Genomic DNA, 22,854 nt, shown 5'->3' with positions numbered 1-22,854 from the left:
GTTCGTCCCGTTTGTTGTCTGCGCCGCGCCTGATTGGACTGCGGCACCGTGGTTAGTTCAGTGCTTCAAAGACCAGGGTTTCGTTTTCGAAGCGGATCTGAGCTGGCGCGTTGCGCAAGGTTCCGTCGAAATCGTCCGCGACTTTGTAAAGTCCGTTGATGGAGACCAACTCCGCGTCCAGTTTCGAGCAGAAGATACGTGCGCAGTCTTTGCCGGATACGCCTGCAAGTGCGCGCCCCCGTAACGCTCCGTAAACGTGAATGGAGCCACCTGCGATAATTTCAGCGCCGGAACTGACGGACCCGATGACAGTGACGTCTCCTTCCGGATGCAGAATGCTTTGACCGGACCGTACTGGTTCGGTCACGACAATCGAGGATCCGCTGGGAATGCTTGCCGGACCCGTCATCTTCTCGGCAGCACCATTTGTTGCAGCGGCGCTTGCCTTTTCATCACCTGAAGAAGCGGCGTCTTTGCTTTGAACCGTCGGAGCAGATTTTTGCGCATCAGGGGTTTCCGACGTCGCGGATGCCGCCTTTTTCGTATCTTCTGCTTTCATTGTCGGGTTTTTGGCCGAAGAAGGCTCAGGCACTTCGACATCGGATGCCAGCCGGCCACCGGAAAAGCTGGGCGGCATACCGGGCTTCAACCGGGTTCCGGCCACCCCGTCGATGCCCATGACCCTGACAGATCGCTCCGACAGCCCCGACAGCAGCTCTTCCAGATCATCTATCGGGATCTTGCTGCCTCGAACGTCCAGAATGATAGGCCGGTCGATGAAAAAGCCCGGTGAGCGGGCGATGATGCGGTCGATTTCCTGGAACCAGGCATCAAAGGGCGGCTCCGGCGACAACACAATCGCAATGAAGGATTTTCCTTTGAATTTCATTCAGAGGTCCGGCAGCATCTTCAGTGATCGGGGAGGGGATTCCAGCCCGTGGTGGTTCAGGTTGATTTGCTTTTTCAAAGGTATCATCAACAGAACGGAAGGTTTACGCGGGTGATCGTTTTCCACCGATATCAATTTTCGTTTGATATTTCAGATAATTGGCTGTTCGGCGGAGTCTGTCTTGGGATTCCGTCACCAGCGACCTGCTAGAAGTACTGAGTCCGATTGCAAGAATCGAACCGGCAATGCTGCCCCAAATTCCTTTGCCGGAGCAGGAGTTAACTGACTTCCAGCTTAGCGCTGGATTTTTGCCATATTGCAGTGCAGTATGGTGCGGTAGGTGTTGGGGCGCAATGGCGTCTTGGGGACAAAGATGAGTAATTTCAGTGATATGGTGAGTTACATCGGCTTGACGCCGTCTGAGGCTGCAGCGGCTCTTGATGTATCTGAGAATGAAATTGTTCGCTGGTGCAGCACGGACGAAGCGCCGCCCATCCATATTTGGCAGGGTCTGGTACGCATGCTTGACGAAATCCGCATTTCCGCAGAAGAAGCAGCAAAATCCGCGGATCTCGACCATATCGATGCTTCTGATCTGAATCGGATTGACTTGACAGTGCCAGGTCAGACCGCCGCTGAATTTGCCGGCCCGAAACGGGCTGCGACAGCACTTGCCGTGGCAGCACTTGCCCGAGTGTTTGTCTAAAACTGAAGGCTGCGATCTCTATCCGGCAGTTTCTTTCAGGCAATTCAAATGGTCTGCCCTTTAGGAATTCGGCGCTTTCTGATATCAATTTCAAGGGCCAGCATTCGGAGGGCCTCTGGCGCAAGACTGGCTCAGCCGTACAGCGCCGACTTTCTCTAAATCGCGACGCCTGCAGAGTCGCAGGCTGAAGTCAGATATCTGAAAGGGGCATTGCCATGTCTGCAACGCTCAAGGGCCTTTTTGCCGCGCTGCTTGCATTTGGTGTGTTTTCGTCTCACGACGCGCTTATCAAGGCGCTGGGTGCTGACTATCCGGTTTTTCAGATAATCTTCTTTTCTGTGCTGTTCGCTTTTGTACCAATGGCGATGATGATGCTGGCGGACAAGGCGGTCGACAATTTCCGGCCTCGGCATCCGCTGCTTGTTGCAACCCGCGCAGGGCTTGCAATTATCGCTATGTCCTGTGGCTTCTACGCGTTCACGGCTCTGCCTCTGGCCGAAGTCTACGCGCTGTTGTTTGCCATGCCATTGTTGATAACGGCGCTTTCCGTCCCTTTGCTGGGTGAGACCGTGCGCGCGCAACGCTGGGCCGCTGTGATTGTCGGCCTGATTGGGGTTCTTGTCGTGCTGCGTCCCGGTGTCACCGAGCTGTCACTGGGCCATGGAGCAGCATTGGCCGCTGCCTTTGCCAACTCGCTCTCGACGGTGTTGGTCCGCAAGATCGGTGGACGCGAACGTCCGGCCGTGTTGATCCTCTATCCGATGATCCTGGCAATGACGGCGATGTCCATGACACTGCCTGTCGTCTATGTTCCGGTCCAGCTTCCGGATCTGGCCATGATGGCAGCCGTAGGCTTTTTGTCGGTGATCGCGCAGTTCTTCATGATCTCCGCCTATAAGGCCGCCCCCGCTGCTGTGGTTGCTCCGTTGCAATACAGCCAGATCCTCTGGGCAACCATGTTCGGCATGCTGTTTTTCGCCGAAACGCCTGACATTTACGTCGGCATCGGTTCATCGATCATCATCTTGTCCGGCATATTCGTTGTCTGGCGCGAAAGCCGTGAAAATGTTTCCGACAAGACACCGGTCCTCAAGTCAGCCAACCCCCGTTTCGACGCCGGTCCACAGCCGAAATAACATCGCGGCCGTCAGTCCAGCCGCTTCTTGAAACGCAAGGCTGCGACAAGCATGCCCAGCACGAAGAAACCGCACATCCAGATCACATCGCGGTGCAGGTCCAATAGACTTGCGTCGCGAAGTACGAAGCCCCGGATCATGCGCATGAAATGGGTCGCGGGAAACACCTCTGCGATATATTGCGCGACCAGCGGCATGCCTTCATAGGGAAACATGAAACCGGACAGCAGGATCGAGGGCAACAGCACGAATACGGTCATCTGTGTTGCCTGGAGCTGGCTCTGGGCGATGGTCGACATTACCAGGCCGAGAGAAAGGCTGGCGCCGATAAACAGCAACGTGCCGATAAAAAGGTCCAGCGTCTTGTCACCGAACGGCACACTGAACAGAAGGTGCCCTAGACCGAGAATGATCACCGTCTGCAAGAGGCCAATGAAAACATAGGGAATAATTTTCCCGATCATCAATTCCATCGGCCGAACCGGCGTATTGATCAGCATTTCCATATTGCCGCGTTCGCGCTCGCGAACGATGGCTGAAGAGGTGAACATGATCATCGTCATGGTCAGGATGATCCCGACGAGACCCGGCACAATATTGATGGCGGTGCGTTGTTCGGGATTGAAGAAAAGAGCCACTTCGAAGGTCGGTGTCGAGCGGTTCGGGGGCTGACGGTTGAGCTCGGACAAGGGCATGCTGCGCAGGGATTTGATGGCGCCGGCGATCATGGTGTCAGATCCGTCGACGATCCACTGGGCGACCGGACGACTGGTTTCCTCATCCGTTGAGGCTGGTGTGCCAAGTCCTGCCGCAGGCGATCTCGCAACGCGCTGCGAGAGGTCTTCGGGCAGGATAAAGGCTGCTCGTACGCGCGCTGACTTGATTGCCTGCTCTGCTTCCTCGATCGAATTCAGCCGTTCTGTGACTTCCACAACTGTCGTTGCCTCAACGATCTGGATGAGAACCCGGCTGAGCCCGGTCTGGCTGTGATCGACTACAGCAACGGGGATATCTCGGACATTCGTGTTGATGGCATAGCCAAAGAGAACCAATTGAATGAGCGGGATCATGATCACCATGCCAAAGGTCATCCTGTCTCGCCGTAACTGATTGAGTTCCTTGAAGAAGATTGCGGCAATGCGGGAGAGCGGTCTCATTGGCGGCCTTCTCCGGTCGCCGTTACGAAGACATCTTCAAGGTTCGGGCGGACCCTCTCGATCAGAGTTGCACCGTCGGTTTCGGGCCTGGCTTTCAAAAAGGCTTCAGGATCCGCAATGCCTGTCTCGACAAGAACACGAAGGCGCGCACCCAATTGTGCAGCGGCCACGATGCCATCGGCACCCAGCAGGTGACGCCGGATGTCGCGTAAGTTGGGCCCTTCGATTTCCACCACGTTGGCACCCATTTCGGCCATGAGGTCCTTGGGAGCGCCGTCAGCCCGCTTTTGCCCGGCTTCCAGGATGGCGATCTTGTGGCACCGTTCTGCCTCATCCATGAAATGGGTGGTAACGACGATAGACGTTCCGCCTTCAATCAGGTCAAAGAGCTGTTCCCAGAAATGCCGACGGGATTCCGGGTCGACCGCTGAGGTCGGTTCATCCAGAAACAGCAGTTGAGGTTCATGCAAAACAGCGGTTGCCAATGCGAGGCGTTGACGTTGGCCACCGCTCATCCGGCCGGCAAATCGGTTCTTGAGGTCGCTCAACTCATAGCGGTCCATGACCTCATTGATCCGCTGTTTGCGCCTTGCGCCCGTCAATCCGTAGATGGTGGCCATGAAACGGAGATTTTCCAGCACCGTCAGATCGCCATAAAGCGAAAAGGCCTGCGTCATGTAACCGATTTTGTATTTCAGGGCCTCCGCATCCTTGGGGACCGACAGTCCAAGGACTTCGACGCTTCCTTCGGTCGGTGTGAGCAGCCCGGTCAACATGCGCATGGCGGTTGTCTTGCCGCAGCCATTTGGACCCAGAAATCCATAAATCATGCCGCGTTCTATGGTCAGATCTAACCCGTCGACCGCGCGGAAGTCCTTGAATTTTTTCACAAGTCCCTCGGCACGGACGACAATATCGGTGTCTGCGACCATCACGGCAGCACGACCTGTGCAGGCACGCCATTGGGCAGATCGCTTGCACTGTCGGGAAGTTGAACTTCTGCCACATACATCAGCCGTGCGCGTTCCGACTGATTAAGCGCATAGTAGGGTGTGAAGGACGGCTCGGAACTGATCCATCGAACGTGACCTTCTATCGGGTCATCAAGGCCATCCACCTTGATCTCCAGCTTGTCGCCTTCGTTGATCTTGACCCGGTGCGGCTCCGGCACGTAAACGCGGGCAAAGGGAGCCGCTCCTGCCAACATGACTGCGACCGGACTGCCGGCCGTCACGCGCTCACCCAGGTTCCAGGGAAGATTGTCCAGCACGCCGTCGCGGCTTGCGGTGATGGTCAGGTCGGACAGGATCTTTTCCTGTGTGGCAAGGCTCGCCAACGCAGCTTCAAGTTCTGCTCTAGCAATATCGAGATCTTCTGGACGCGTTCCGGTCACCAGTTCTTTCAGCTGTTGCTCTGCGCTTTGCAGGCTGGCGCTGGCCGCATCTCGCGTGGCCTTGGCACTGTCAAATTGCGCCTGGCTCGTCGTCCCCCTTTGGGTCAGATCCTGAAAGCGCTTGAATGAGGCCTCCGCATCGACCAGCTCGGCCTTGGCACCGGCAACATTGGCGCGGGCCTTGGCGATCTCCTCTTCACGCGCCCCGTTTTCCAATTTGATCAGATTGGCGCGCGCCTTTTGAACCTCGGCACGTGCCTGGTTGACGATCGCCTGCTGCTCTCCCGGATCGAGTTGCGCCAGGATCGTCCCTTTTTCGACGAAGGTCCCTTGTGCAACCGGCAGGGAAACCAGAACCTCATTGGCAGTGGCAGTCAGCGCTACACGGTCTCGTTCAAGGGTCCCGAGTGCTATGTTGCCTTCATCGGGGCTGCAAGCGATCAGCAAAGCGCAACAGGCCAGAGCAAGGCTTGTGCGAAGTCGAGCCAAAGTCATGACGTTCCTCCCGTCCGATCGCTGGCATTTGGCCAAACGGATCTGAGTCGGGTCAAACCTTAGCGCGACTGTGGGAGGAGGGCCAATGCAAGCGGGTTTCCCGGGCAATGTGGATCAATCACCGACAGGTCCTGGATGCAAAGAAGCCGGGTGAGCCCGGCTTCAGGTTTCTCATTAGACTGGCTGAGGTCAGCTGGCGCGTTTGAAGATGTTGTACCAACGCTTTTTGGGCACCGTGATTGCGCGTTCCAGAATTTCGGCCGCATAAAGGGCAGCGTTTTCGCGAGCTTTTTTAACGCCGGAGACCACCGATGGATCAAGTTCCGCCAAACCGGCACCGAACTCAAACAGGTCGCGGAAGGCCGCACGTTCAACAATCGGCGTCATCAGGACGTCGATATTCTGGGCTGCCAGAAAATCCTGTACCGCTTTCATGGCCCGGGTCGTAACCGCGGCATTGGTGCGTGTCAAAACCACGCAGTGCTTGATGTCATGACGAACGATCTTTTCAAGCTTCTTGATCAGCGTCAGGATCTTGGCCCCGCCGCGCGCGTCCATGGAAGAGCCTTGAATTGGAACAACCACAAGGTCCGAGACAGACAGCGCATTTGCAACGACCAGGTTCTCCGTACCTTCCAGATCGACCACCACGTAATCGGAATGTTCCGCTGCATAGGTGATTTGCTCTGTAATGGAGGCGGGCGAGATCTCACTGATCACCGATATGCCAGGACATTTCTTCGGCAGCTCGTGCCATTTCGAGATCCACTTTTGCGGGTCGGCATCGAAGATCGTGACACGCTTTCCCCGGGCGGCGACTTCTGTCGCCAGTAGAAGCGCTGCTGTGGTTTTCCCGGCGCCGCCCTTTGCGTTTGCGAAGGAAATGACTGGCATTTGGGTTCTCCTGAACTTGCCGTGCATTGTCTCTAAGACGGGCCTCATGGGGTCCTATCTATCTGGCAGTCTTGGATTTTTATGGTTACCAAATTCTTAAATTCGCATTTTGCGACGGAGTTATTCAGTGGCTGTTAATGAATGTGGATAAGAGGGGTAAAAACTCTAGTTACAATTTGCAGGGGTGCATCGTGATTAATCGCCATGTTCCAAAAGGAAACCGTGAGTTCGCTTGTATTTCACAGAAAACTATTTTCGGAACTCGGGTGGCTGATAGTTGCCCCAAGGCAGAAAACCGAGTGTGCTTTCAAGAAATGTCGATCTCGTCATGGATCAAATGGATCTTGAAAGAGGGAAGTCTGATACGCACTCCCAAAACCGAAGCCCGGTTCAAGTGTCGACGGGCAGTCCGCCTTTCACCCACTTGGAAATTCCTCCCTCGACAATCTTCAGGTTTTTTACGCCCGCTTTTTGGAGCCGCTTGGCTGCCGACTTTGCGCGGCTTCCAGACAGGCAACTTAAGGCCAGGGTGGTCTCAGGGGCGGGCTCAAGGAGTTTCAAGACCTCTTGCTCGAAGTCCTTGTCATTCTTGCAAATGCGATGACTTGTCTTTGGACTTCCCGTCGCCTGCCATTCGTTTGGCGTTCGAACATCAATGACAACGACGTCACCCCGAAGACTGCCTTCGTAGGCGTCTCGAGGCGATAGCCGGTCGAACCTTGCAAAGAGGTTGAAGAGTTCGGAAATTTTCACGACGGCTTAGGAGTTGGACCGTGTGCTGGCACCAATGATCCGGTAGATCGGGCAAAAACTGATGAAACCCGTTCCAACCAGAACCGCACCTGCAATCATCAGCACAATCCCGAGCGTTGACGAAGCAGCGGCGATGAAGCCGAGCAAGGGGGCAAGAATGAGTGCGGCGCCCAAGACGATACGGACGATGCGGTCGAGTGAACCTACGTTGGCAATGCTCATGGAATGTCTCCTGACTTCAAGATGAGTCAGACATAAATCTGAGTGCCTAAAGGTGTCTGTGACTTAGTCACATTGGCTGCAAAGAACAGCGAGCGCCGGGCGTGACAGAATATCGATACTGCCTCTGTGTCGGGCAATCAGTCCCCGTTTTTCCCAGTCCGTCAGCTTTCTGCCGATCACTTCCCGGGCAGACCCGAGATCTTGCGCAAGGCGTTCGTGCGTGGTCTCGACAAGGTCTGTCTTGCCTGCCAATTCCAGTAGCCGCTTGGCAAGGCGGCTGTTGAGGGACGCAAACGAGACTTCATCGACCTTGGCCATCAAGCGGGAAAGACGCGAGGAAAAGGACCTGAAAACCAGGTCCCGGAATTCTTCCGATGAGGCAAGACGGGCCTGGAATTCGCTTCTTGGGACCACCAGAGCAGTCACATCAGTCTCGGTCACCGCTTCCGCGCTGTAGTTCTCGTGCGACATCAGACATGATGTGGTCAGCACGCAGGTCTCGTTGGCGCCAATGCGGTAAAGAAGGATCGATTTGCCTTCCGAATTAACAAGATCGACGCGTACCGAACCGCTTTCAATCAAATAGAAGTTGCGGCATGGATCTCCTGCCCGAAACACCGATGCACCCTTGGGGAGCGATACGCTCTGAAATCCTTCAAGGCATTTGGGTCTGAACTGGTCTGACTGCATTGCTTTGCGTTTCTTTCAGGTAACCGATCTAGCAAGATCAGAGACCAGACGATGGTCCGTGATTTCGTGAAGGTTTTGCGTGGCCCGGACCTGCAGCCTGGCGCTGCGCACAGGCGGTTGGCAGACCTAATTCAGGAAAACTTTATCATGCCGCCGGTTTGTGCACGATTGCGGCAAAAGGACCGAAAGGCTACCTTGGCGCTAAGATTCTGTTGCGAAACTTTTCCAGGGTTCCTTGAGGACTGACATGACTATTCGGCACAAACTTTTGACGATTGCAACGACGGCGGCTTTCCTGGTGACAGGGTCTCTTGCTGCAAATGCCGAAGCGTTGAAACCTTATAAGGACCGATTGTTCCGCTACAAGAAGGTGCATGAAACGCTTTATAATGGCGACTTCATTGTCGTTGAATACTCAAAGCAGAGAGACTTGCGCGACCGGGACGAAGTCGATGAACGCCGGGTCTACGGCAACTATGTTTCCTACAAGCCCAAAAGGGGCGCGGCAGCGCCGAGTTAAGCGCGAACGGTCGGACGGTCCAGTACATGGGAACCGGCAAATGGAAGGGTGGGGCCAAAGCCATCGTCATCTACATTCATGGCCAGGGCGGAAACCGCTTTCAGGGCATGAACGATGTGTCCTTTGGTGGCAATTTCAACCGTATTCAGAACCTCATGGTGCGCAACGGGGGCGCTTATCTGACGGTTGATATCAAGAACTTCGACAAACGCGGAACGGCAGATGTCGCCGCACTGATTGAATACCAGAAACAGATTTCACCGGGCGCAAAGGTCGTTGTCGCATGCGGTTCAATGGGTGGGATTATCTGCTGGAACCTTGTGAGAAACGGCAATTACTCGCGTTTGCTCAGCGGCATCATGCTGCTTGGCTCGCCCAAGGATCCGAATTTCCTCGGGTCCAGTGCGCTGTCGCGGAATGTGCCTATCTACATGGGGCAGGGCACGCTGGATCGGGTCTATAATTGGGAAGATCAGGCGAATTTCTTCAAGCAGATCAAATCCAAAGCACCGAACTACCCGATCAAGTTCACGCTGTTTGATACCGGCACACACGGGACACCCATTCGCATGACGGATTGGCGACTTGTGTTGAACTGGATGCTGGGTTGAGAAACTGACGATTTGAATTCGTTGCAAACTGATTCACAATTGCTCGCCCTCGTTTGAGCCAATCAGCCAAATGGAATTTCTTGCAAGTCGCCGCTACACACTTGTGCGGCAAACTTAAACGTTGGTACCTGCACGAACTTTCAACAACCCCTCAGCCAGATGATCGAACACGGTCCGAATTCTCAAGCTGGTGTGCAATTCCCTATGTGTCACCAGCCAGATGGGAAAGGTAACCGGAGCAACGTCTTCGAAGGCAGGAACGATATCCGGACACCGATCGGCGACTTCGTCCGCTCCCACACCGAGGCCAAATCCCAGGCGCACATACTCCCAGGCGACAATCAGGCTTGGTGAGCTGAGCTTGATGTTAGCCTGGGTCACGTCAAGGCCCATAGCGCGCAGATAGCCGATCAGCTGTTCGTTGTCTTCATAGCCGAGAAAGTCGAGCTTGGGCGCATCCTCCTTCGTCAGCTTACGGCCGAACCGCTGAAGATAGGAACGGGCGGCAAAAATCTGGCCGCGCGCATCGCGCAGTTTGCGGGCGTAAAGTTCAGGATGGTCGGGTTCGACATGGCGTATTGCGATATCGGCTTCTCTGCGGCGCAAATCGCTGACGCTGTTTGTGGAGACGACCTTGATTTCGATGCCGGGGGCTTTCCGGCGCAGGTCCCGCAAGATGTCCGGCAAAAGATAGGCAGCCATCACATCGGTCGTGGAAATGGTAACCAGTCCTTCGATCTGCTGCGATTGACCTGAGGCCGAAAGAGAAACGCGGCTAGCGGCTTCACCCATGGCGCGCACGTGTTCGGCGAGTTCGACACCTGCCTCAGTGAGTATCAAGCTCTTGTTGACACGTTCAAACAAGGTCACGCCAAGTGTTTCTTCAAGGGCGGCAACCTGTCGGCTCAATGTGGGTTGCGTCAGCTTGAGAGCTCGCGCGGCCGCCGAAAGCGAGCCCTCTTCTGCAGTGACAAGAAAGGCACGTGCCTGGTTCCAGTCAAACGTAATACTCTGCCAGTTCATGCAAATATGTATATCACCCAGTGGAAATTCGGCAATTCCCATTAAATTCTGAAGGGGTTAACTAGCGGTTCAAAGGAGTGGTTCCCATGAATCCGCAATGGCTGACAGTGACATTGGTAAGAGCGTTTGAGCTGGTTTTGTGCTTTCTGGCATCGCCGAGCGGCGGCCGGGAAATCGGCCGCGTTATTTTTGATCGCATTGGGCTTTGGGGCGGTGCGGGGAAACGCAAATGACACTTGATACCCATGCGCCTCATATCCCTGTTTTCAAACGCCATCTTGGATCCTGGCAGATTGCCGTCAGTCGACAGGGTCTTGCCAATGACCAGCTGCGTCGCGCTTATGACGATTGCGTACCGTCCTGGGAAAGAACCATCGAACGGCTCGGGTTCCCCTTGGCGTATCGGCAAGTTCTTCGCCAACTTGTGCCAAAACTGAAACGCCATCGCGAGAGCCCGGTGAAGGTTTTGGATTGCGGTGTCGGAACCGGGGCGATGGCGCTCGCATTGGCTGCGGAAATGGACTCTGCATTCGAGCTGTCGGCAGTCGATATCTCTCCGGTTATGCTTGAAGAGGCGAACAGCAGATTTGAGCGGATGGGCATCAATTGTCAGCTTCAGGTCGCCGACATCAGGGCGTTGCCTTATGCATCTGAGAGTTTTGACCTCGTAATGTGCGCGCATGCGGTTGAGCACTTGGAGGTCCCGCAAGCCGCGATCAGTGAGATGTACCGGGTTTTGAAACCTGGTGGCACACTGCTTGTCGTGACCACCCGCAAAACCCTCTTCGGTGCATTCATTCACCTGAAATGGCGAACTCACCGGCTCACCTCATCGACCCTAAGACAGTGGCTTAAGCAGAACGGCCTGAGCGACCTTGAAACGATGCCGGTGGGCACCGGCAGCTGGACGCGGCTCTGGAGTACGGCGGTCTCGGGCCGAAAGCAGCTGCCGGCTTTATGTGTCGCGCAAGACAATGCGCCATGCGCATTGCCCTGCTCAGCATGATAAGGATAACACGATAATGACGATCACCTGGACCAACGACATGACCCCTTCGACCCGTTTCTGGAGCAAGGCTGCCAAGAAATACGCTGCCTCTCCGATTAAGGACCAGAAGGCTTACGAAAAGACGCTTGAACGGACAACTGAACATCTTGGCCCGCAGGACAAGGTACTCGAGCTTGGTTGCGGAACGGGCTCAACTGCGCTTCTTCTTTCCGGAAATGTCAGCACATATCTCGCGACCGACTTTGCCGGCGGAATGATCGACATTGCCAACGAAAAACTTCTCACAGAGAAAGAACGGAACAGCGCCTCGGCAGACGGATTGAGCTTTGCGGTTGCTGATGTTTTCAGTGAGGAGATCGAAGCCCGGGACGGCAAGGGGTATGATGCGGTACTGGCCTACAATTTCCTGCATCTGGTTGAAAACCCGGAAGACACTTTGAAAAGAGTGCGGGACCTTCTGAACCCGGGTGGCCTTTATATTTCCAAGACCGTCTGCCTGAAGAAAAAGGCCTGGTTGTTCACACCGATGATCAAGGTGATGCAGCTGTTTGGCAAAGCACCTTTTGTGCGCATGCTGTCCTTTCAGGGCCTGGAAGAAATGATTGCCTCGAGTGGCTTTGAAATCATTGAAACCGGTACGTATCCGGAACCTTACAGCCGTTTCGTGGTTGCCAGAAAAATATGAACCATTGGTCAGTGCCGCACCGGATGAATGCGAGTGGATCATAGCAGGCTTCAGTTGCAGGCCTTTATGGCGGGTGATACGACAGTTGCCCCGCCAATGATGGTCCATTGAAAGCATCTGATGCTCGTTCGCGACCGCGCGTTTTTCGCGTCCATGTTTCTGACGGTTCTGGCCGATCAGATCCTGCTCTTTCTGGTGCCGCTGGTCATCTTCCAGATCACCGGCAATGTCGCGTGGTCCGGTCTGGCGTTTTTCTTTGAAACGTTGCCTCGATACCTGACATTTCCGGTCGCAGGGATTTTGTGTGACCGGTATTCCCCGATCATGTTGTTGCGCGTCAGTCGCGTGCTGCGAGCCCTTGTTTGCCTGATCGGCATCACAGGCCAGATCGTTTTCGGCGGTGTCTGGTGGCTGATCGCGCTCTCCGCGATTGTCGGCGTGTTGACGACACAGGGTCTGCTCGCACTGGAAATGGTTCTGGTCGGCGCATTCAAGGATCAACGCTTTGAAAAGGTGGCGAGCTACAGTCAACTGGCCTCACAAATGGGTGTCGTTCTTGGACCATTGACGGCAGCTTATCTGATGGTGTTGTGGCCTTGGGAAACCGTGGTGATCCTGGCAACTGGGTTGTTTGTCCTGTCGGACGCCGTGTTTCGGCTTTGGCCTGGCCAGGTGCGCATGGTAGATCCTCCTGCGCCCCTCGAAGAGCGTCACCCTTTCGCCGATCTGAAGCATGCCTTCGTGCTGATCTGGCAGTTGCCGGATCTCTTGCGCGCTATTTTTCAGGCCGCGGGTGTCAATCTTATAATCGGTGCAACGCTAGCAACTGCGGCAGCCATGATGACGGGTTTCTTCGATCGGTCCGAGCAGGAATACGCCTGGCTGCAGGTAGGGGGAGCACTAGCGACGCTCGCCGTTCTGACTTTGACAGCACATGTCCATTTTGGTCTGAACACGCTCGGTCGCACGGCCTATGCACTCATTTGTCTTGGTGCTGTCTTGACCGGTCTCGGCGCTCATCCGCTGGTCTACGCGCTCGGGTTCCTGTTGATTGCCGGCTTCGACAAGATGTTCAACATCTATGTTCGTACCCTGCGCAAGGAAATCATTCCGCCATCCGAGTTCGGCAAGACCACAGGAGCAATCATCTGCCTGAACAACCTGTCGCAACCGCTTGCAGGGCTCATGGTGGCATTGTTTGCAGCCGGGGATGACGCCAGAGCAGTTCTTTTAGGGTTGGCTGCAATCATGGCGCTTATTGGCGTTTGGACTTTCAGGCGCAAGATAGCCGCTTCTCATTGATGGGGCATGGGTTCCGCTGACCGGCGGACAATGTCCGCAATCTCCGTCAACTGACTGGCCAGCGGACTGCTTCTTCGCCACACCATACCGATCGTTCTGTTGGGTTCCGGTGCTTCAAAACGGGATACGGAGACCGGTGCCGATCTGGTTTCAACCGGAACGGCCATTTCCGGAATGAGTGTCACCCCCATTCCTGCGCTGACCATCTGGACGAGCGTCGACAAGGAACTTGCGTCCAGCACTTCCCTTGGTGGCCCGGAGGGCAGATTGCAAAATGACAGCGCCTGATCGCGGAAACAGTGGCCCTCTTCCAGCAGCAGCAACCGCATTTCCTTAAGACTGTCTGCGTTGGGCAGTGGAAGATTGGCTTCACCGGCGGTGCGCACCAGGACAAAACTCTCCTGTATGAGCGGGATTTCTTCAAGAGAGCTTTCCGAGACCGGCAAGGCAACGATTGCCGTATCGAGCCGGCCTTCCTTTAACTCCTGTATCAGTTTGGGTGTCACGGTTTCCCGAACATGAATATCGAGTTCGGGATAGCTTTCCTTGAGATTGCCGATCACCTTTGGCAGCAGGTAAGGGGCAATTGTGGGAATCACCCCGATGCGGAACCGGCCGACCAGCCGTTCACGGGAGGCGCGGGCGAGATCGCCAAGCTCGTCAGCGGAACGAAGAATGTCTCTGGCGCGCTCTACTGCCACTTCCCCAAAATGAGTCAGTCTGACTTGACGTGCGCCCCGCTCAAAGAGCGTTGCACCCAGAACATCTTCCATTTCCTTGATCTGCATGGACAGAGCTGGTTGCGAAATTGCGCAGGCTTCCGCAGCTCTGCCGAAGTGCCCATGGCGTGCGAGAGCCTCAAAATAGCGGAGCTGCTTCAAAGTGATGTTGATCATAATCTAAACTTATCGAAGCGATCAGAAAATTCAACTTCTTCTGATGATTGCAGTTTGCTAGTTTAGAATCAGAACAGACTAGACAGATGACTGTGCATCCTTTGGTGGTATTGTCTGCAGTCTGTTCAGCCAAGAATTGAAACGGTGTGGTCTGTCACTATTTCCAGAGCATACAGCGAGTTTCGCAAGATAGTTCCAGTCCGATGTCAAATTGCCGACAAAGGGTCTGGTTTGTGTAAGCCGGTGCAAGGCACCGAGTTTAGAATTGGAGAGGAAGATGGACGCTAAGGTCGATAAATCAGGTGGTTGTCCCGTTATGCACGGTGGCAATACGGCCATGGACAAGCCCGTCACCAAATGGTGGCCTAACGCTCTGAATCTGGACATCCTCCACCAGCACGGTGCCCGCACCAACCCGATGGACCCGGACTTCGACTACAAGAAAGCCGTGAAGAGCCTCGATCATGAAGGTGTCAAAGCCGATTTGCGTGCCCTGATGACCGACAGTCAGGAATGGTGGCCTGCCGATTGGGGCCACTATGGCGGTCTCATGATCCGTCTGGCCTGGCACTCAGCTGGCTCCTATCGCATGCAGGACGGCCGTGGCGGCGCCGGTTCTGGAAACATTCGTTTTGCTCCGCTCAATTCCTGGCCGGACAATGCCAGCCTGGACAAGGCCCGCCGTTTGCTTTGGCCGGTAAAGAAGAAATACGGCAACGCCCTTTCCTGGGCGGATCTGATCATCCTCGCCGGCAACATGGCTTACGAGTCCATGGGGTTCAAAACCTTCGGATTTGGTTTTGGCCGCGCCGATATTTGGGGCCCGGAGACAGACGTCTACTGGGGCTCTGAAAAGGAATGGTTGGCACCCGCTGAAAACCGCTACGACGACACCGACAATGCGGAAACGCTGGAGAACCCGTTGGCAGCTGTCCACATGGGTCTGATCTACGTGAACCCGGAAGGTGTTGATGGCAAGCCCGACCCGGTCAAGACAGGTGCCCATGTGCGTGAAACCTTCAAGCGCATGGCCATGAACGACGAGGAAACCGCGGCGCTGACCTGCGGTGGCCACACAGTCGGCAAGGCTCACGGCGGAGGTGCCGGAGACCATATCGGCGCTGAGCCGGAAGGGGCAGGTGTTGAGGCTCAGGGCCTCGGTTGGGCGAACCCGGACCAGGACGGCAAGGCGTCCAAGGCCTTCACCTCGGGAATTGAAGGCGCATGGACGAAGGAGCCGACCAAGTTCGACATGGGCTTCTTCGACTATCTCTTCAACTATGAATGGGAGCTGACGAAGTCTCCGGCAGGTGCTTGGCAGTGGAAGCCGGTGGACATGCCGGAAGATCAGAAACCCGTCGATGCTTCCGATCCGTCGATCCGTCACGACCCGATGATGACCGATGCGGACATGGCCATGAAAATGGACCCGGTTTACAATGAAATCTGCCGGAAATTCATGGCCGATGAAGCCTACTTCCGTGATTGTTTTGCACGCGCCTGGTTCAAGCTGACCCACCGTGACATGGGGCCGAAGGTCAACTACATCGGTCCGGATGTTCCTTCCGAAGACCTGATCTGGCAAGATCCGATCCCGGCTGGTTCAACGTCTTATGATGTCGATGCGGTCAAGGCCAAGATTGCTTCCAGCGGCCTCACTGCAGCTGAGATGATTGCAACGGCTTGGGACAGTGCTCGCACATTTCGTGGCTCAGACAAGCGTGGCGGTGCCAATGGTGCACGCATTCGCCTGGCGCCGCAGAAGGACTGGGTGGGCAATGAGCCGGAGCGGCTTGCCAAGGTTCTGGCAGTACTGGAGCCGATTGCTGCCGAAGCTGGTGCTTCCGTTGCGGACGTGATCGTGCTCGCCGGCAATGTCGGTGTCGAGCAGGCGACCAAGACCGCTGGTCTGAGTGCGACGGTTCCTTTCTCGCCCGGTCGTGGCGATGCGACGGACGCGCAGACGGATGGTGAATCCTTTGATGTGCTGGAGCCGCTTGCTGACGGTTTCAGGAACTGGGAAAAGGAAAACTACGTCGTCAGCCCGGAAGAAATGATGCTGGATCGTGCTCAGCTTCTTGGGCTGACCGCTCAGGAAATGACGGTTCTTACCGGCGGCTTGCGTGTTCTTGGCGTGAACCATGGAGGCACCAAACATGGTGTCTTCACGGATCGTGAGGGTGCGCTTTCCCCGGACTTCTTCATCAACCTGACCGACATGGCCAATAGCTGGCTTCCGGTATCGGATGGTACCTATGAAATCCGCGACCGGAAGCTCGGAACGTTGAAATGGACCGCAACCAGCGCTGACCTGGTGTTTGGTTCTAATTCCATCCTGCGGGCCTACGCTGAGGTCTATGCTCAGGACGACAACAGCGAGAAGTTCGTAAAGGACTTTGTGGCTGCCTGGGTCAAGGTGATGAACGCCGATCGGTTCGATCTGGCCTGATAAATCGACGTCAAACGTTAAATGTGGCGCTCCGGAGCAATTCGGGGCGCTTTTTTGCGCTGCGACAACTGGCATCGGTCGCCAAAAACACCTATTTTCCCTGCATGGTCATGCTGTCGTCATGATGGATATGCTGCACTGCGGAGTGCTGCCGGGCCCCGTCCTGGACAATGAGTTTCAGTCAGCCGTCAGTTTTGACAGCAGCCGAGACTTCCATGTGGGAAATTCGATTTCATGTTCGATCTGACAGGTCACAAAGCCCTTGTTGTTGGTGTCGCAAATGACCAGTCCATTGCTTATGGCTGTGCCAAGGCCTTCAGGGCGCAAGGTGCTGATCTTGCCATTACCTATGCGAACGAAAAGGCCGAACCCTTTGTCAGACCTTTAGCCGAAGCACTTGAGGCAGAAATCATCGCACCTCTCAACGTCCGTGAAGAGGGTGAACTTGATGATCTGTTTTCCAGGATCGCCGAACGCTGGGGCAGGCTCGACACGCTTCTTCATTCGGTCGCCTTCTCGAACAAGGAAGATCTCCATGGCAGGGTTGTCGATTGCTCTGCAGAGGGTTTCGCGCTCGCGATGGATGTCTCCGTGCACTCGTTCTTGCGCTTGATCCGGAAGGCCGAACCCCTGATGCCGGAGGGAGGCACGTGTATGACAGTCTCCTTCATGGGGGCACAGCGCGTGGTCGACCGATACGGTCTCATGGGCCCGGTCAAGGCTGCACTTGAATCCGCAACGCGCTATGCTGCCGCCGAATTGGGCCCGAAAGGCATATCGGTTCACGCGCTTTCGCCTGGTCCGTTGATGACCCGCGCTGCCTCGGGAATTGCAGAGTTCGATGCACTTCTCAATGACGCCGCCGAACGCGCGCCAACGCATCAACTGGCAACCATCGACGACGTCGGCGCCTACGCGGCCTTCCTGGCAAGCCGCGAAGCCTTCAATGTAACTGGCGGTATTCATCCGATCGACGGTGGCTACAGCATTCTTGGATAGGAGGTTCTGATGAAGGACATTTTCGACGCTCTTGAGAAGGGACAAAACCAGTTCCTGGACCTTCTGTCCGATGCGACTGCATGGGCGCCTTCCGCGCACTACACTCGCATGCAGGCTCAGGCGACAGAGCTCACCAAGATGACAGAACTCATCTCCCTTGGTCTGACGCGGCACATAACAAGGATCGCCGATGTTCAAAAGGACCACTGGCACAAGAACCTGTCAGCTTTCAACAAGTCCGTTCAAGATCTCGGCGAAGCGCACAATTCAGGCGCGCTCCTCGATAACTGGCACAGTTATTGGCAGGACGCGGTGCAACGTACCGTGCTGACCATGGACACGTTGCGCCAGCGCGGTGACGTATTTGTGGAACATGAAGCCGCTGGCTGCCCGCCGGTTCTGATCTACGACTATGAGCTTGTGGTGGACGGTACCGATCTGCCGCGCCCATGCAACTACATGCTGCTCAAGATTACCCCTCCAAACGACTCCAAGTTTCGTGACCATCAACCCTGGAAACGGCCTTACATCATCATCGACCCGCGTGCGGGCCACGGTGCAGGCATAGGCGGTTTCAAGTCCGATAGCCAAGTTGGTGTCGCGCTCCGTGACGGCCATCCCGTCTATTTCGTTGCTTTCAAGCGTTGGCCTGAAAAAGGTCAGACGCTCGCCGATGTCACCAACGCTGAAGCTGCTTTCGTTCGAAAGGTAAAAGAGCTGCACCCGGAAGCGCCAAATCCGATCGTGACCGGCAATTGCCAGGGGGATGGGCCACACTTCTCTTGGCTGCCACCAATCCCGATCTGACAGGGCCAATCGTCCTCAACGGCGCACCCGTCAGCACCTGGTCCGGGCGGGTCGGGGAAAACCCGATGCGATACAATGGCGGGATACTCGGCGGAACTTACAACGCCATGTACTATTCCGACCTCGGGCACGGCGTTTTCGATGGCGCCGATATCGTCCAGAATTTCGAGTTGCTCAATCCGGCGAGAAATTACTTCGGCAAATACTATGACCTCTATTCGAAGGTCGACACGGAACCGCAGCGTTTTCTGGATTTCGAACGCTGGTGGGGCGGGTATTTTCTGCTGAATGAAGCGGAAATGAAATGGATCGTCGAACAGCTGTTTGTCGGTAACCGGCTTGCCAAGAATGAGGCGCAGCTTGAGCCGGGCCGCAATATCGATCTCAAGGAGATCAGGGCACCAATCATTGTTTTTGCCAGCTGGGGAGACAACATCACGCCGCCGCAGCAAGCGCTCAACTGGATCGTCGACAGCTACACGGACGAACGGGAAATCGCAATCCGGGGACAGCGTATCATCTACATGGTGCACGACCAGGTCGGCCACCTGGGCATCTTTGTTTCTTCAAAGATCGCAAAGAAAGAACACACGGAAGTCACGTCGACCCTGAAAACCATCGAAGCTCTGCCACCTGGGCTCTATGAAATGACGATAGATGATTATGCCGGCGACATCCTGGAGCGTGAGTTCACCGTGAGTTTTCATGAACGCACAATGGATGACCTCAGAGAGATAGACGATGGCCGGGATGAAGAACACGCGTTTGCGGCAGTTGCGCGCGCTTCGGAACAGCAGTCTGAATTTTACGACGTCTTTATCCGGCCGTTTGTACAGTCCGGCGTGACTGAGCAAAGCGCGGACCTGCGTCGCCGGCTGCATCCGCTTCGCGTACAGCGGTCCATGATATCCAGCCTCAATCCGTTTCTTGGACTTTTACCGGGTTGGGCGGAAAAAGTGAAAGAAAGCCGGACGCCTGCGGCCCCTGAAAACCCGTTTATAGAACTTGAGCACCTCAATGCGGCGCTCGTCGAACAGTCGATGGATCTCTTCCGGGACCTTCGCGACACCATGTATGAGAACTTGTTCCTGTCCGTTTGGGGCTCGCCCTATATGCGGTGGTTCGGCCGTAGCAGACTACCGGGACGCACGCTGAAACGAAAAGAAGACCTGCGCAGCTTGCCACCGGTTCAGGCCGCCTTGATGCGGATCGAAGAGGGTGGCTTCTGCGATGCAGTCATTCGCATGCTGATCTTGCTTGCGGAAAGCCGCGGAGCAGTTCGCAAGGATCGACTGGAGCGGTCGGCCCGGGTTCTCACGCAGGATGAGCCCTTCAAGTCACTGGCCCCCGATGAGCGCAGCTTTATCCTTCAGGAACAGACGCTGATCGTTGAATTTGCCCACGACAAAGCGATAGAAAGCCTGCCGAAACTGCTAAAAACGGCCGAAGAGCGAGAGCTTGCGTCCAATGTGGTTCGATATATCCCGGGTGCCTTGAAGGAAATGGCGCCTCATACTCTTGAGACCTTGCAGAAGTTTCAAAAGGTTTTGGGATTGCCGCCGGTCTCGGAAGACATCACTGAAAACCCGCTGGAAGCGCAAGTGAAACGGGAACGAGCAGCAGCTGACGCTAAGGCATTGAAGGGCTCAGGCACCGAAATGCCGGGATCTTCCAGACCGAAAGAGGTGGCTTCAAAAAAGTCGACCACCCGTAAAGCGCCGGCACGAAATAGAACAGCCAAAAAGTCAACTTCAGCGCGCAAGCCGCGTCGCGCCGTCGGCAAATCGCAAGAGCCGGCTGAATGAAAAAGGGCGTCCGGGCCTCTCGGACGCCCCTCAGAGCCCCCTGGATTGTTGTTGGAGTTTGGCTCTGAACAGCAGTGGCAGGAAATGCCAAGCTTGTCTGAAGTCCCGAAATTCGGCACATCGGCTCGTCTCGGAACGGTCGTTCGGTACAGATTCTGCGAAATAGAATACCAAGACAACGACGCTCGGCAAGACCTGAAGCGCCCTGCAAATATTAAATTTTGTCCTTTTGGTGACCGTGCATAGAAAGTATGCATGGCTGCAACCATAAGGTGTGACTTCCGCATGGGGAGCAGAGGTCAACAGGGGCTGTCTCTTCATCGGAAAAGAACCGCTGCCAAACCTTTGGCCCAATTTGCGGTCAACTCTTCCAACAATCGAGTGGTGCTTTGGCAGCCGAATGACTGCTACGGTGGAACACAACGAAAATCGGTGGCAGTGCGGAATGTTCGACTGGGCGTACAAGAAGAGACTGAAAGACGACCTGGAGATCTGGGTGTCCAACGGATGGGTTAACCCGGATGGAGCGGCGCTGATCCTCAAAGAGCAAGAGCAGGGCGATGGCCGGTCCCGATTGCCGATGGTACTCGCGGGTATTGGCATGGTGTGTGTAGCATTGGCCCTATTCGCTTTTATCGCCGCTAATTGGGGGGTGATCCCGAAAGCGGTCAAGCTCGTTGGCATAGCGTGTCTCATTGTAGCGAGCCACAGCCTGGCGGCATTGGCTTCCAAGCGTGGAAAAAGAGGCATTGCGGATTTGGCGACCGGATTTGCTACGCTTGTTTTTGTTGGGGGCATGGCTCTTGTCGGCCAGATCTTTCATTTACCTTCCGACTGGGCTGGCGGTGCTCTACTGGTCTGTCTAGGTGCGCTTGTTGCAGCCTGGATCACAGGGTCCAGGGCATCTGTGGCAGTCGCTGCGGTTGCCGCGATCACATGGCAGGTCATGAGGGAAGACTTCGGTGAACCTGGCCTGCTTCCCGGTCTTGTTGGACTGGCGTTGCTTGTTGCGATTTTCGCACATTCGGTGGTCTATCCGGCACGCCTGTCAAGGTGGGCCGCGATCGTGATCTTTTGGGTGACCTATGGCCGCTGGTTTGCCGAAACAGCTGAAATTCTCAGAGGCGGGGACGACATTGTTCTGGCGATGGCCTTAGCTGGCATCGGCGGCGTGGCAGCGCTCATGGTTCAGCTCGACCCGGTTGCAGATCTGTTCGTCAAATGGTCGAGCGACCGACCGCTGCGAAACCATGGCCATTGGATGATGGCGCGGTCGCTTCAAGATGCCGGTATAATGATCCTTTGCATCTTGCTGGTTGTGTCGCTTATTCTAGTGCCCGAGATTTCCGACAGCCTTGTCTCGGCAGGCCTTCTGGCACTTCCTGCCCTGGTACCGCTCACACTAGCGGTACTCCTATGCGTGGTCGGCCTGGTTCTTTCTTTCAAGACTACGAAGGCCCTTGCACTCTTTGCCGCTGTGGGATTTGCGCTTCTGGCGGTTCTGATGCCCTTGACCACTCTAAATGTTCTGCTTCTATCAGCATTCAGCCTGGCCGCTCTTGTCGGCCTTTGTGCGCTTGGTACCTGGTACAATAACCGGTTCTGGATGCTCTGCGCCTATCTCGGGCTAACAGCCGTTGCCCTTTGGCTGCTTGAAGTCACCATAGGGTCATTGTTGGGGCAATCCCTGTTCTTCCTGGTCGCGGGCGTGTTGTTGCTTGGAGTAGCGCTTTGGCTGGCGCGCGTCTTCAGAAGGAGCGGGCAGGTAAAACAATCACCGGAGAACGAGGAGGTCCTGCCGACATGAGCGATGTTGCCGGAACACTTCCATCAACCCGACCCAAACCCCTTCGACTTCCGTTTTTGCGGTGGGGACTTGTAGCCGTCGTGCAGCTGTTCCTGATTGCAATTCCACTTGCAGACAGGTTTGACGTCCAGCGCAACGGGCAGGTGGTGCCGTTGGAACTTGTGCCCGTGGATCCGAGGGATCTCCTCAGAGGCGACTATGTCATCATAAATCTCGCGATCAACAATCTCTCCAAAGATCTAAGCGAAGACGGTGAGATCGCAGTCGGAGACAAGGTCTTTGTCGGTCTGAGGGCAGGTACAGGCAAAGCTGCGCAGCCAATTGTCGTGACTTTAGAGCGGGACAATGCTGGTAATCTCGCCATGTCTGGCACCGTGCGTTCGGTGACTGAAAACGAGATCCGGATTGACTATGGCATAGATGCTTTTTTCCTTCCCGAAGGCGAAGGCAGGGTCATTGAACGTCTTGATACCAGCCGTGTTCTGCTTGAAATCGCTGTGACGGAGGACGGTCGGTCTCTGCCGCTTACATTGCTGGTTGACGGCAAGGCGTTTCAGTCTGACGCAGCCTTTTGACCTGGAGGCCGTCAGACGTTAAGAGCGCTGG

General features: G+C 55.5%; 22 protein-coding genes and 1 pseudogene. 13 read left to right on the top strand and 10 right to left on the bottom strand.

The window, feature by feature from the left end; all coding sequences use genetic code 11:
• Positions 1-52 precede the first annotated feature (52 nt).
• Positions 53-889: a septum site-determining protein MinC gene (gene minC, locus ACZ1HV_RS07365; protein WP_472717724.1), complete on the bottom strand. Its 837-nt coding sequence runs from the start codon at positions 887-889 to the stop codon at positions 53-55.
• Positions 890-1,262: 373 nt separating this feature from the next.
• Between minC and ACZ1HV_RS07360 the strand changes: the two genes are divergently transcribed.
• Positions 1,263-1,595, top strand: a complete 333-nt coding sequence (locus tag ACZ1HV_RS07360; RefSeq protein ID WP_298815681.1) for a MerR family transcriptional regulator — start codon at positions 1,263-1,265, stop codon at positions 1,593-1,595.
• 215 nt (positions 1,596-1,810) lie between these two features.
• Complete coding sequence (locus tag ACZ1HV_RS07355; protein WP_298815683.1) at positions 1,811-2,731, top strand: DMT family transporter; 921 nt, start codon at positions 1,811-1,813, stop codon at positions 2,729-2,731.
• A gap of 11 nt (positions 2,732-2,742) precedes the next feature.
• On the opposite strand, the gene ACZ1HV_RS07350 is transcribed toward ACZ1HV_RS07355, so the two are convergent.
• The 7 genes from ACZ1HV_RS07350 to ACZ1HV_RS07320 all read right to left on the bottom strand — a co-directional run bounded on the left by ACZ1HV_RS07350 (position 2,743) and on the right by ACZ1HV_RS07320 (position 8,335).
• Positions 2,743-3,888, bottom strand: coding sequence for an ABC transporter permease (locus ACZ1HV_RS07350; RefSeq protein ID WP_298815685.1), 1,146 nt, complete (start codon positions 3,886-3,888; stop codon positions 2,743-2,745).
• The gene (locus tag ACZ1HV_RS07345) at positions 3,885-4,820 is read right to left on the bottom strand and encodes an ABC transporter ATP-binding protein (protein WP_298816053.1); all 936 of its coding nucleotides are present in this window, start codon (positions 4,818-4,820) and stop codon (positions 3,885-3,887) included. The genes ACZ1HV_RS07350 and ACZ1HV_RS07345 overlap by 4 nt, the downstream gene beginning before the upstream one ends.
• Positions 4,820-5,776, bottom strand: coding sequence for an HlyD family secretion protein (locus ACZ1HV_RS07340; RefSeq protein WP_298815687.1), 957 nt, complete (start codon positions 5,774-5,776; stop codon positions 4,820-4,822). The genes ACZ1HV_RS07345 and ACZ1HV_RS07340 overlap by 1 nt, the downstream gene beginning before the upstream one ends.
• Positions 5,777-5,965: 189 nt before the next feature.
• Complete coding sequence (locus ACZ1HV_RS07335) at positions 5,966-6,670, bottom strand: ParA family protein (protein WP_298815689.1); 705 nt, start codon at positions 6,668-6,670, stop codon at positions 5,966-5,968.
• Positions 6,671-7,060: 390 nt separating this feature from the next.
• Positions 7,061-7,423, bottom strand: coding sequence for a rhodanese-like domain-containing protein (locus ACZ1HV_RS07330; RefSeq protein ID WP_298815691.1), 363 nt, complete (start codon positions 7,421-7,423; stop codon positions 7,061-7,063).
• A gap of 6 nt (positions 7,424-7,429) precedes the next feature.
• Positions 7,430-7,645, bottom strand: a complete 216-nt coding sequence (locus ACZ1HV_RS07325) for a YgaP family membrane protein (RefSeq protein ID WP_298983158.1) — start codon at positions 7,643-7,645, stop codon at positions 7,430-7,432.
• Positions 7,646-7,708: 63 nt separating this feature from the next.
• Positions 7,709-8,335: a Crp/Fnr family transcriptional regulator gene (locus ACZ1HV_RS07320; protein WP_298958522.1), complete on the bottom strand. Its 627-nt coding sequence runs from the start codon at positions 8,333-8,335 to the stop codon at positions 7,709-7,711.
• A gap of 247 nt (positions 8,336-8,582) precedes the next feature.
• On the opposite strand from ACZ1HV_RS07320, the gene ACZ1HV_RS07315 reads away from it, so the two are divergent.
• Together ACZ1HV_RS07315 and ACZ1HV_RS07310 are read left to right on the top strand one after the other, a co-directional pair.
• Positions 8,583-8,855 (top strand): hypothetical protein, encoded by a 273-nt coding sequence (locus tag ACZ1HV_RS07315; RefSeq protein ID WP_472717723.1) that lies wholly within the window; start codon positions 8,583-8,585, stop codon positions 8,853-8,855.
• 26 nt (positions 8,856-8,881) lie between these two features.
• Positions 8,882-9,466 (top strand): alpha/beta hydrolase, encoded by a 585-nt coding sequence (locus ACZ1HV_RS07310; RefSeq protein ID WP_472717722.1) that lies wholly within the window; start codon positions 8,882-8,884, stop codon positions 9,464-9,466.
• Between the two features lie 114 nt (positions 9,467-9,580).
• Here the strand turns inward: ACZ1HV_RS07310 and ACZ1HV_RS07305 are convergent, their stop codons facing one another.
• Entirely contained in the window at positions 9,581-10,489 is a 909-nt protein-coding gene (locus tag ACZ1HV_RS07305; RefSeq protein ID WP_298983161.1) for a LysR family transcriptional regulator, read from the bottom strand.
• 86 nt (positions 10,490-10,575) lie between these two features.
• Here ACZ1HV_RS07305 and ACZ1HV_RS07300 point away from each other — a divergent pair, with 86 nt between their 5' ends.
• The 4 genes from ACZ1HV_RS07300 (at position 10,576) to ACZ1HV_RS07285 (ending at position 13,485) form a co-directional block, all read left to right on the top strand.
• Positions 10,576-10,722 carry a hypothetical protein gene (locus ACZ1HV_RS07300; protein ID WP_472717721.1) on the top strand — a complete coding sequence of 49 codons (147 nt, stop codon included), beginning with the start codon at positions 10,576-10,578 and terminating at the stop codon, positions 10,720-10,722.
• Positions 10,719-11,495, top strand: coding sequence for a class I SAM-dependent methyltransferase (locus ACZ1HV_RS07295; protein WP_472717720.1), 777 nt, complete (start codon positions 10,719-10,721; stop codon positions 11,493-11,495). Before ACZ1HV_RS07300 ends, ACZ1HV_RS07295 begins: the two co-directional genes overlap by 4 nt.
• Positions 11,496-11,511: 16 nt before the next feature.
• Complete coding sequence (locus tag ACZ1HV_RS07290) at positions 11,512-12,183, top strand: class I SAM-dependent methyltransferase (protein WP_472717719.1); 672 nt, start codon at positions 11,512-11,514, stop codon at positions 12,181-12,183.
• A gap of 120 nt (positions 12,184-12,303) precedes the next feature.
• Entirely contained in the window at positions 12,304-13,485 is a 1,182-nt protein-coding gene (locus ACZ1HV_RS07285) for an MFS transporter (RefSeq protein WP_472717718.1), read from the top strand.
• Here the strand turns inward: ACZ1HV_RS07285 and ACZ1HV_RS07280 are convergent.
• Positions 13,479-14,381 carry a LysR substrate-binding domain-containing protein gene (locus tag ACZ1HV_RS07280; protein WP_472717717.1) on the bottom strand — a complete coding sequence of 301 codons (903 nt, stop codon included), beginning with the start codon at positions 14,379-14,381 and terminating at the stop codon, positions 13,479-13,481. The two genes, ACZ1HV_RS07285 and ACZ1HV_RS07280, sit on opposite strands and share 7 nt — an antisense overlap.
• Positions 14,382-14,658: 277 nt before the next feature.
• On the opposite strand from ACZ1HV_RS07280, the gene katG reads away from it, so the two are divergent.
• The 5 genes and pseudogenes from katG (at position 14,659) to ACZ1HV_RS07255 (ending at position 22,823) form a co-directional block, all read left to right on the top strand.
• Positions 14,659-16,830, top strand: a complete 2,172-nt coding sequence (gene katG / locus ACZ1HV_RS07275) for a catalase/peroxidase HPI (protein ID WP_472717716.1) — start codon at positions 14,659-14,661, stop codon at positions 16,828-16,830.
• A 234-nt stretch (positions 16,831-17,064) separates the two neighbouring features.
• Positions 17,065-17,829, top strand: a complete 765-nt coding sequence (gene fabI, locus ACZ1HV_RS07270; RefSeq protein WP_472717715.1) for an enoyl-ACP reductase FabI — start codon at positions 17,065-17,067, stop codon at positions 17,827-17,829.
• A 9-nt stretch (positions 17,830-17,838) separates the two neighbouring features.
• Positions 17,839-20,441 (top strand): annotated as a pseudogene (locus ACZ1HV_RS07265) (DUF3141 domain-containing protein).
• A 445-nt stretch (positions 20,442-20,886) separates the two neighbouring features.
• Entirely contained in the window at positions 20,887-22,248 is a 1,362-nt protein-coding gene (locus tag ACZ1HV_RS07260; protein ID WP_298983174.1) for a DUF2157 domain-containing protein, read from the top strand.
• Complete coding sequence (locus tag ACZ1HV_RS07255) at positions 22,245-22,823, top strand: GDYXXLXY domain-containing protein (protein ID WP_472717714.1); 579 nt, start codon at positions 22,245-22,247, stop codon at positions 22,821-22,823. Before ACZ1HV_RS07260 ends, ACZ1HV_RS07255 begins: the two co-directional genes overlap by 4 nt.
• The last annotated feature ends 31 nt before the right edge of the window (positions 22,824-22,854 follow it).

The organism is Roseibium sp. JB4-4 (genome assembly GCF_055693425.1).
The sequence above is the reverse complement of the archived record's forward strand: the minus strand, read 5'-3'. Positions and strand labels throughout refer to the sequence as shown.

Excerpts from the sequence above, each read along its gene's own strand:
- ACZ1HV_RS07260 (WP_298983174.1), top strand. The coding sequence starts at position 20,887 with ATGTTCGACTGGGCGTACAAGAAGAGACTGAAAGACGACCTGGAGATC.
- ACZ1HV_RS07285 (WP_472717718.1), top strand. The coding sequence starts at position 12,304 with ATGCTCGTTCGCGACCGCGCGTTTTTCGCGTCCATGTTTCTGACGGTT.
- ACZ1HV_RS07295 (WP_472717720.1), top strand. The coding sequence starts at position 10,719 with ATGACACTTGATACCCATGCGCCTCATATCCCTGTTTTCAAACGCCAT.
- ACZ1HV_RS07345 (WP_298816053.1), bottom strand. The coding sequence starts at position 4,820 with ATGGTCGCAGACACCGATATTGTCGTCCGTGCCGAGGGACTTGTGAAA.
- minC (WP_472717724.1), bottom strand. The coding sequence starts at position 889 with ATGAAATTCAAAGGAAAATCCTTCATTGCGATTGTGTTGTCGCCGGAG.
- ACZ1HV_RS07255 (WP_472717714.1), top strand. The coding sequence starts at position 22,245 with ATGAGCGATGTTGCCGGAACACTTCCATCAACCCGACCCAAACCCCTT.
- ACZ1HV_RS07290 (WP_472717719.1), top strand. The coding sequence starts at position 11,512 with ATGACGATCACCTGGACCAACGACATGACCCCTTCGACCCGTTTCTGG.
- ACZ1HV_RS07335 (WP_298815689.1), bottom strand. The coding sequence starts at position 6,670 with ATGCCAGTCATTTCCTTCGCAAACGCAAAGGGCGGCGCCGGGAAAACC.
- ACZ1HV_RS07300 (WP_472717721.1), top strand. The coding sequence starts at position 10,576 with ATGAATCCGCAATGGCTGACAGTGACATTGGTAAGAGCGTTTGAGCTG.
- ACZ1HV_RS07360 (WP_298815681.1), top strand. The coding sequence starts at position 1,263 with ATGAGTAATTTCAGTGATATGGTGAGTTACATCGGCTTGACGCCGTCT.
- ACZ1HV_RS07340 (WP_298815687.1), bottom strand. The coding sequence starts at position 5,776 with ATGACTTTGGCTCGACTTCGCACAAGCCTTGCTCTGGCCTGTTGCGCT.
- ACZ1HV_RS07315 (WP_472717723.1), top strand. The coding sequence starts at position 8,583 with ATGACTATTCGGCACAAACTTTTGACGATTGCAACGACGGCGGCTTTC.
- ACZ1HV_RS07320 (WP_298958522.1), bottom strand. The coding sequence starts at position 8,335 with ATGCAGTCAGACCAGTTCAGACCCAAATGCCTTGAAGGATTTCAGAGC.
- ACZ1HV_RS07310 (WP_472717722.1), top strand. The coding sequence starts at position 8,882 with ATGGGAACCGGCAAATGGAAGGGTGGGGCCAAAGCCATCGTCATCTAC.
- katG (WP_472717716.1), top strand. The coding sequence starts at position 14,659 with ATGGACGCTAAGGTCGATAAATCAGGTGGTTGTCCCGTTATGCACGGT.
- ACZ1HV_RS07350 (WP_298815685.1), bottom strand. The coding sequence starts at position 3,888 with ATGAGACCGCTCTCCCGCATTGCCGCAATCTTCTTCAAGGAACTCAAT.
- ACZ1HV_RS07325 (WP_298983158.1), bottom strand. The coding sequence starts at position 7,645 with ATGAGCATTGCCAACGTAGGTTCACTCGACCGCATCGTCCGTATCGTC.
- ACZ1HV_RS07305 (WP_298983161.1), bottom strand. The coding sequence starts at position 10,489 with ATGAACTGGCAGAGTATTACGTTTGACTGGAACCAGGCACGTGCCTTT.
- fabI (WP_472717715.1), top strand. The coding sequence starts at position 17,065 with ATGTTCGATCTGACAGGTCACAAAGCCCTTGTTGTTGGTGTCGCAAAT.
- ACZ1HV_RS07355 (WP_298815683.1), top strand. The coding sequence starts at position 1,811 with ATGTCTGCAACGCTCAAGGGCCTTTTTGCCGCGCTGCTTGCATTTGGT.
- ACZ1HV_RS07280 (WP_472717717.1), bottom strand. The coding sequence starts at position 14,381 with ATGATCAACATCACTTTGAAGCAGCTCCGCTATTTTGAGGCTCTCGCA.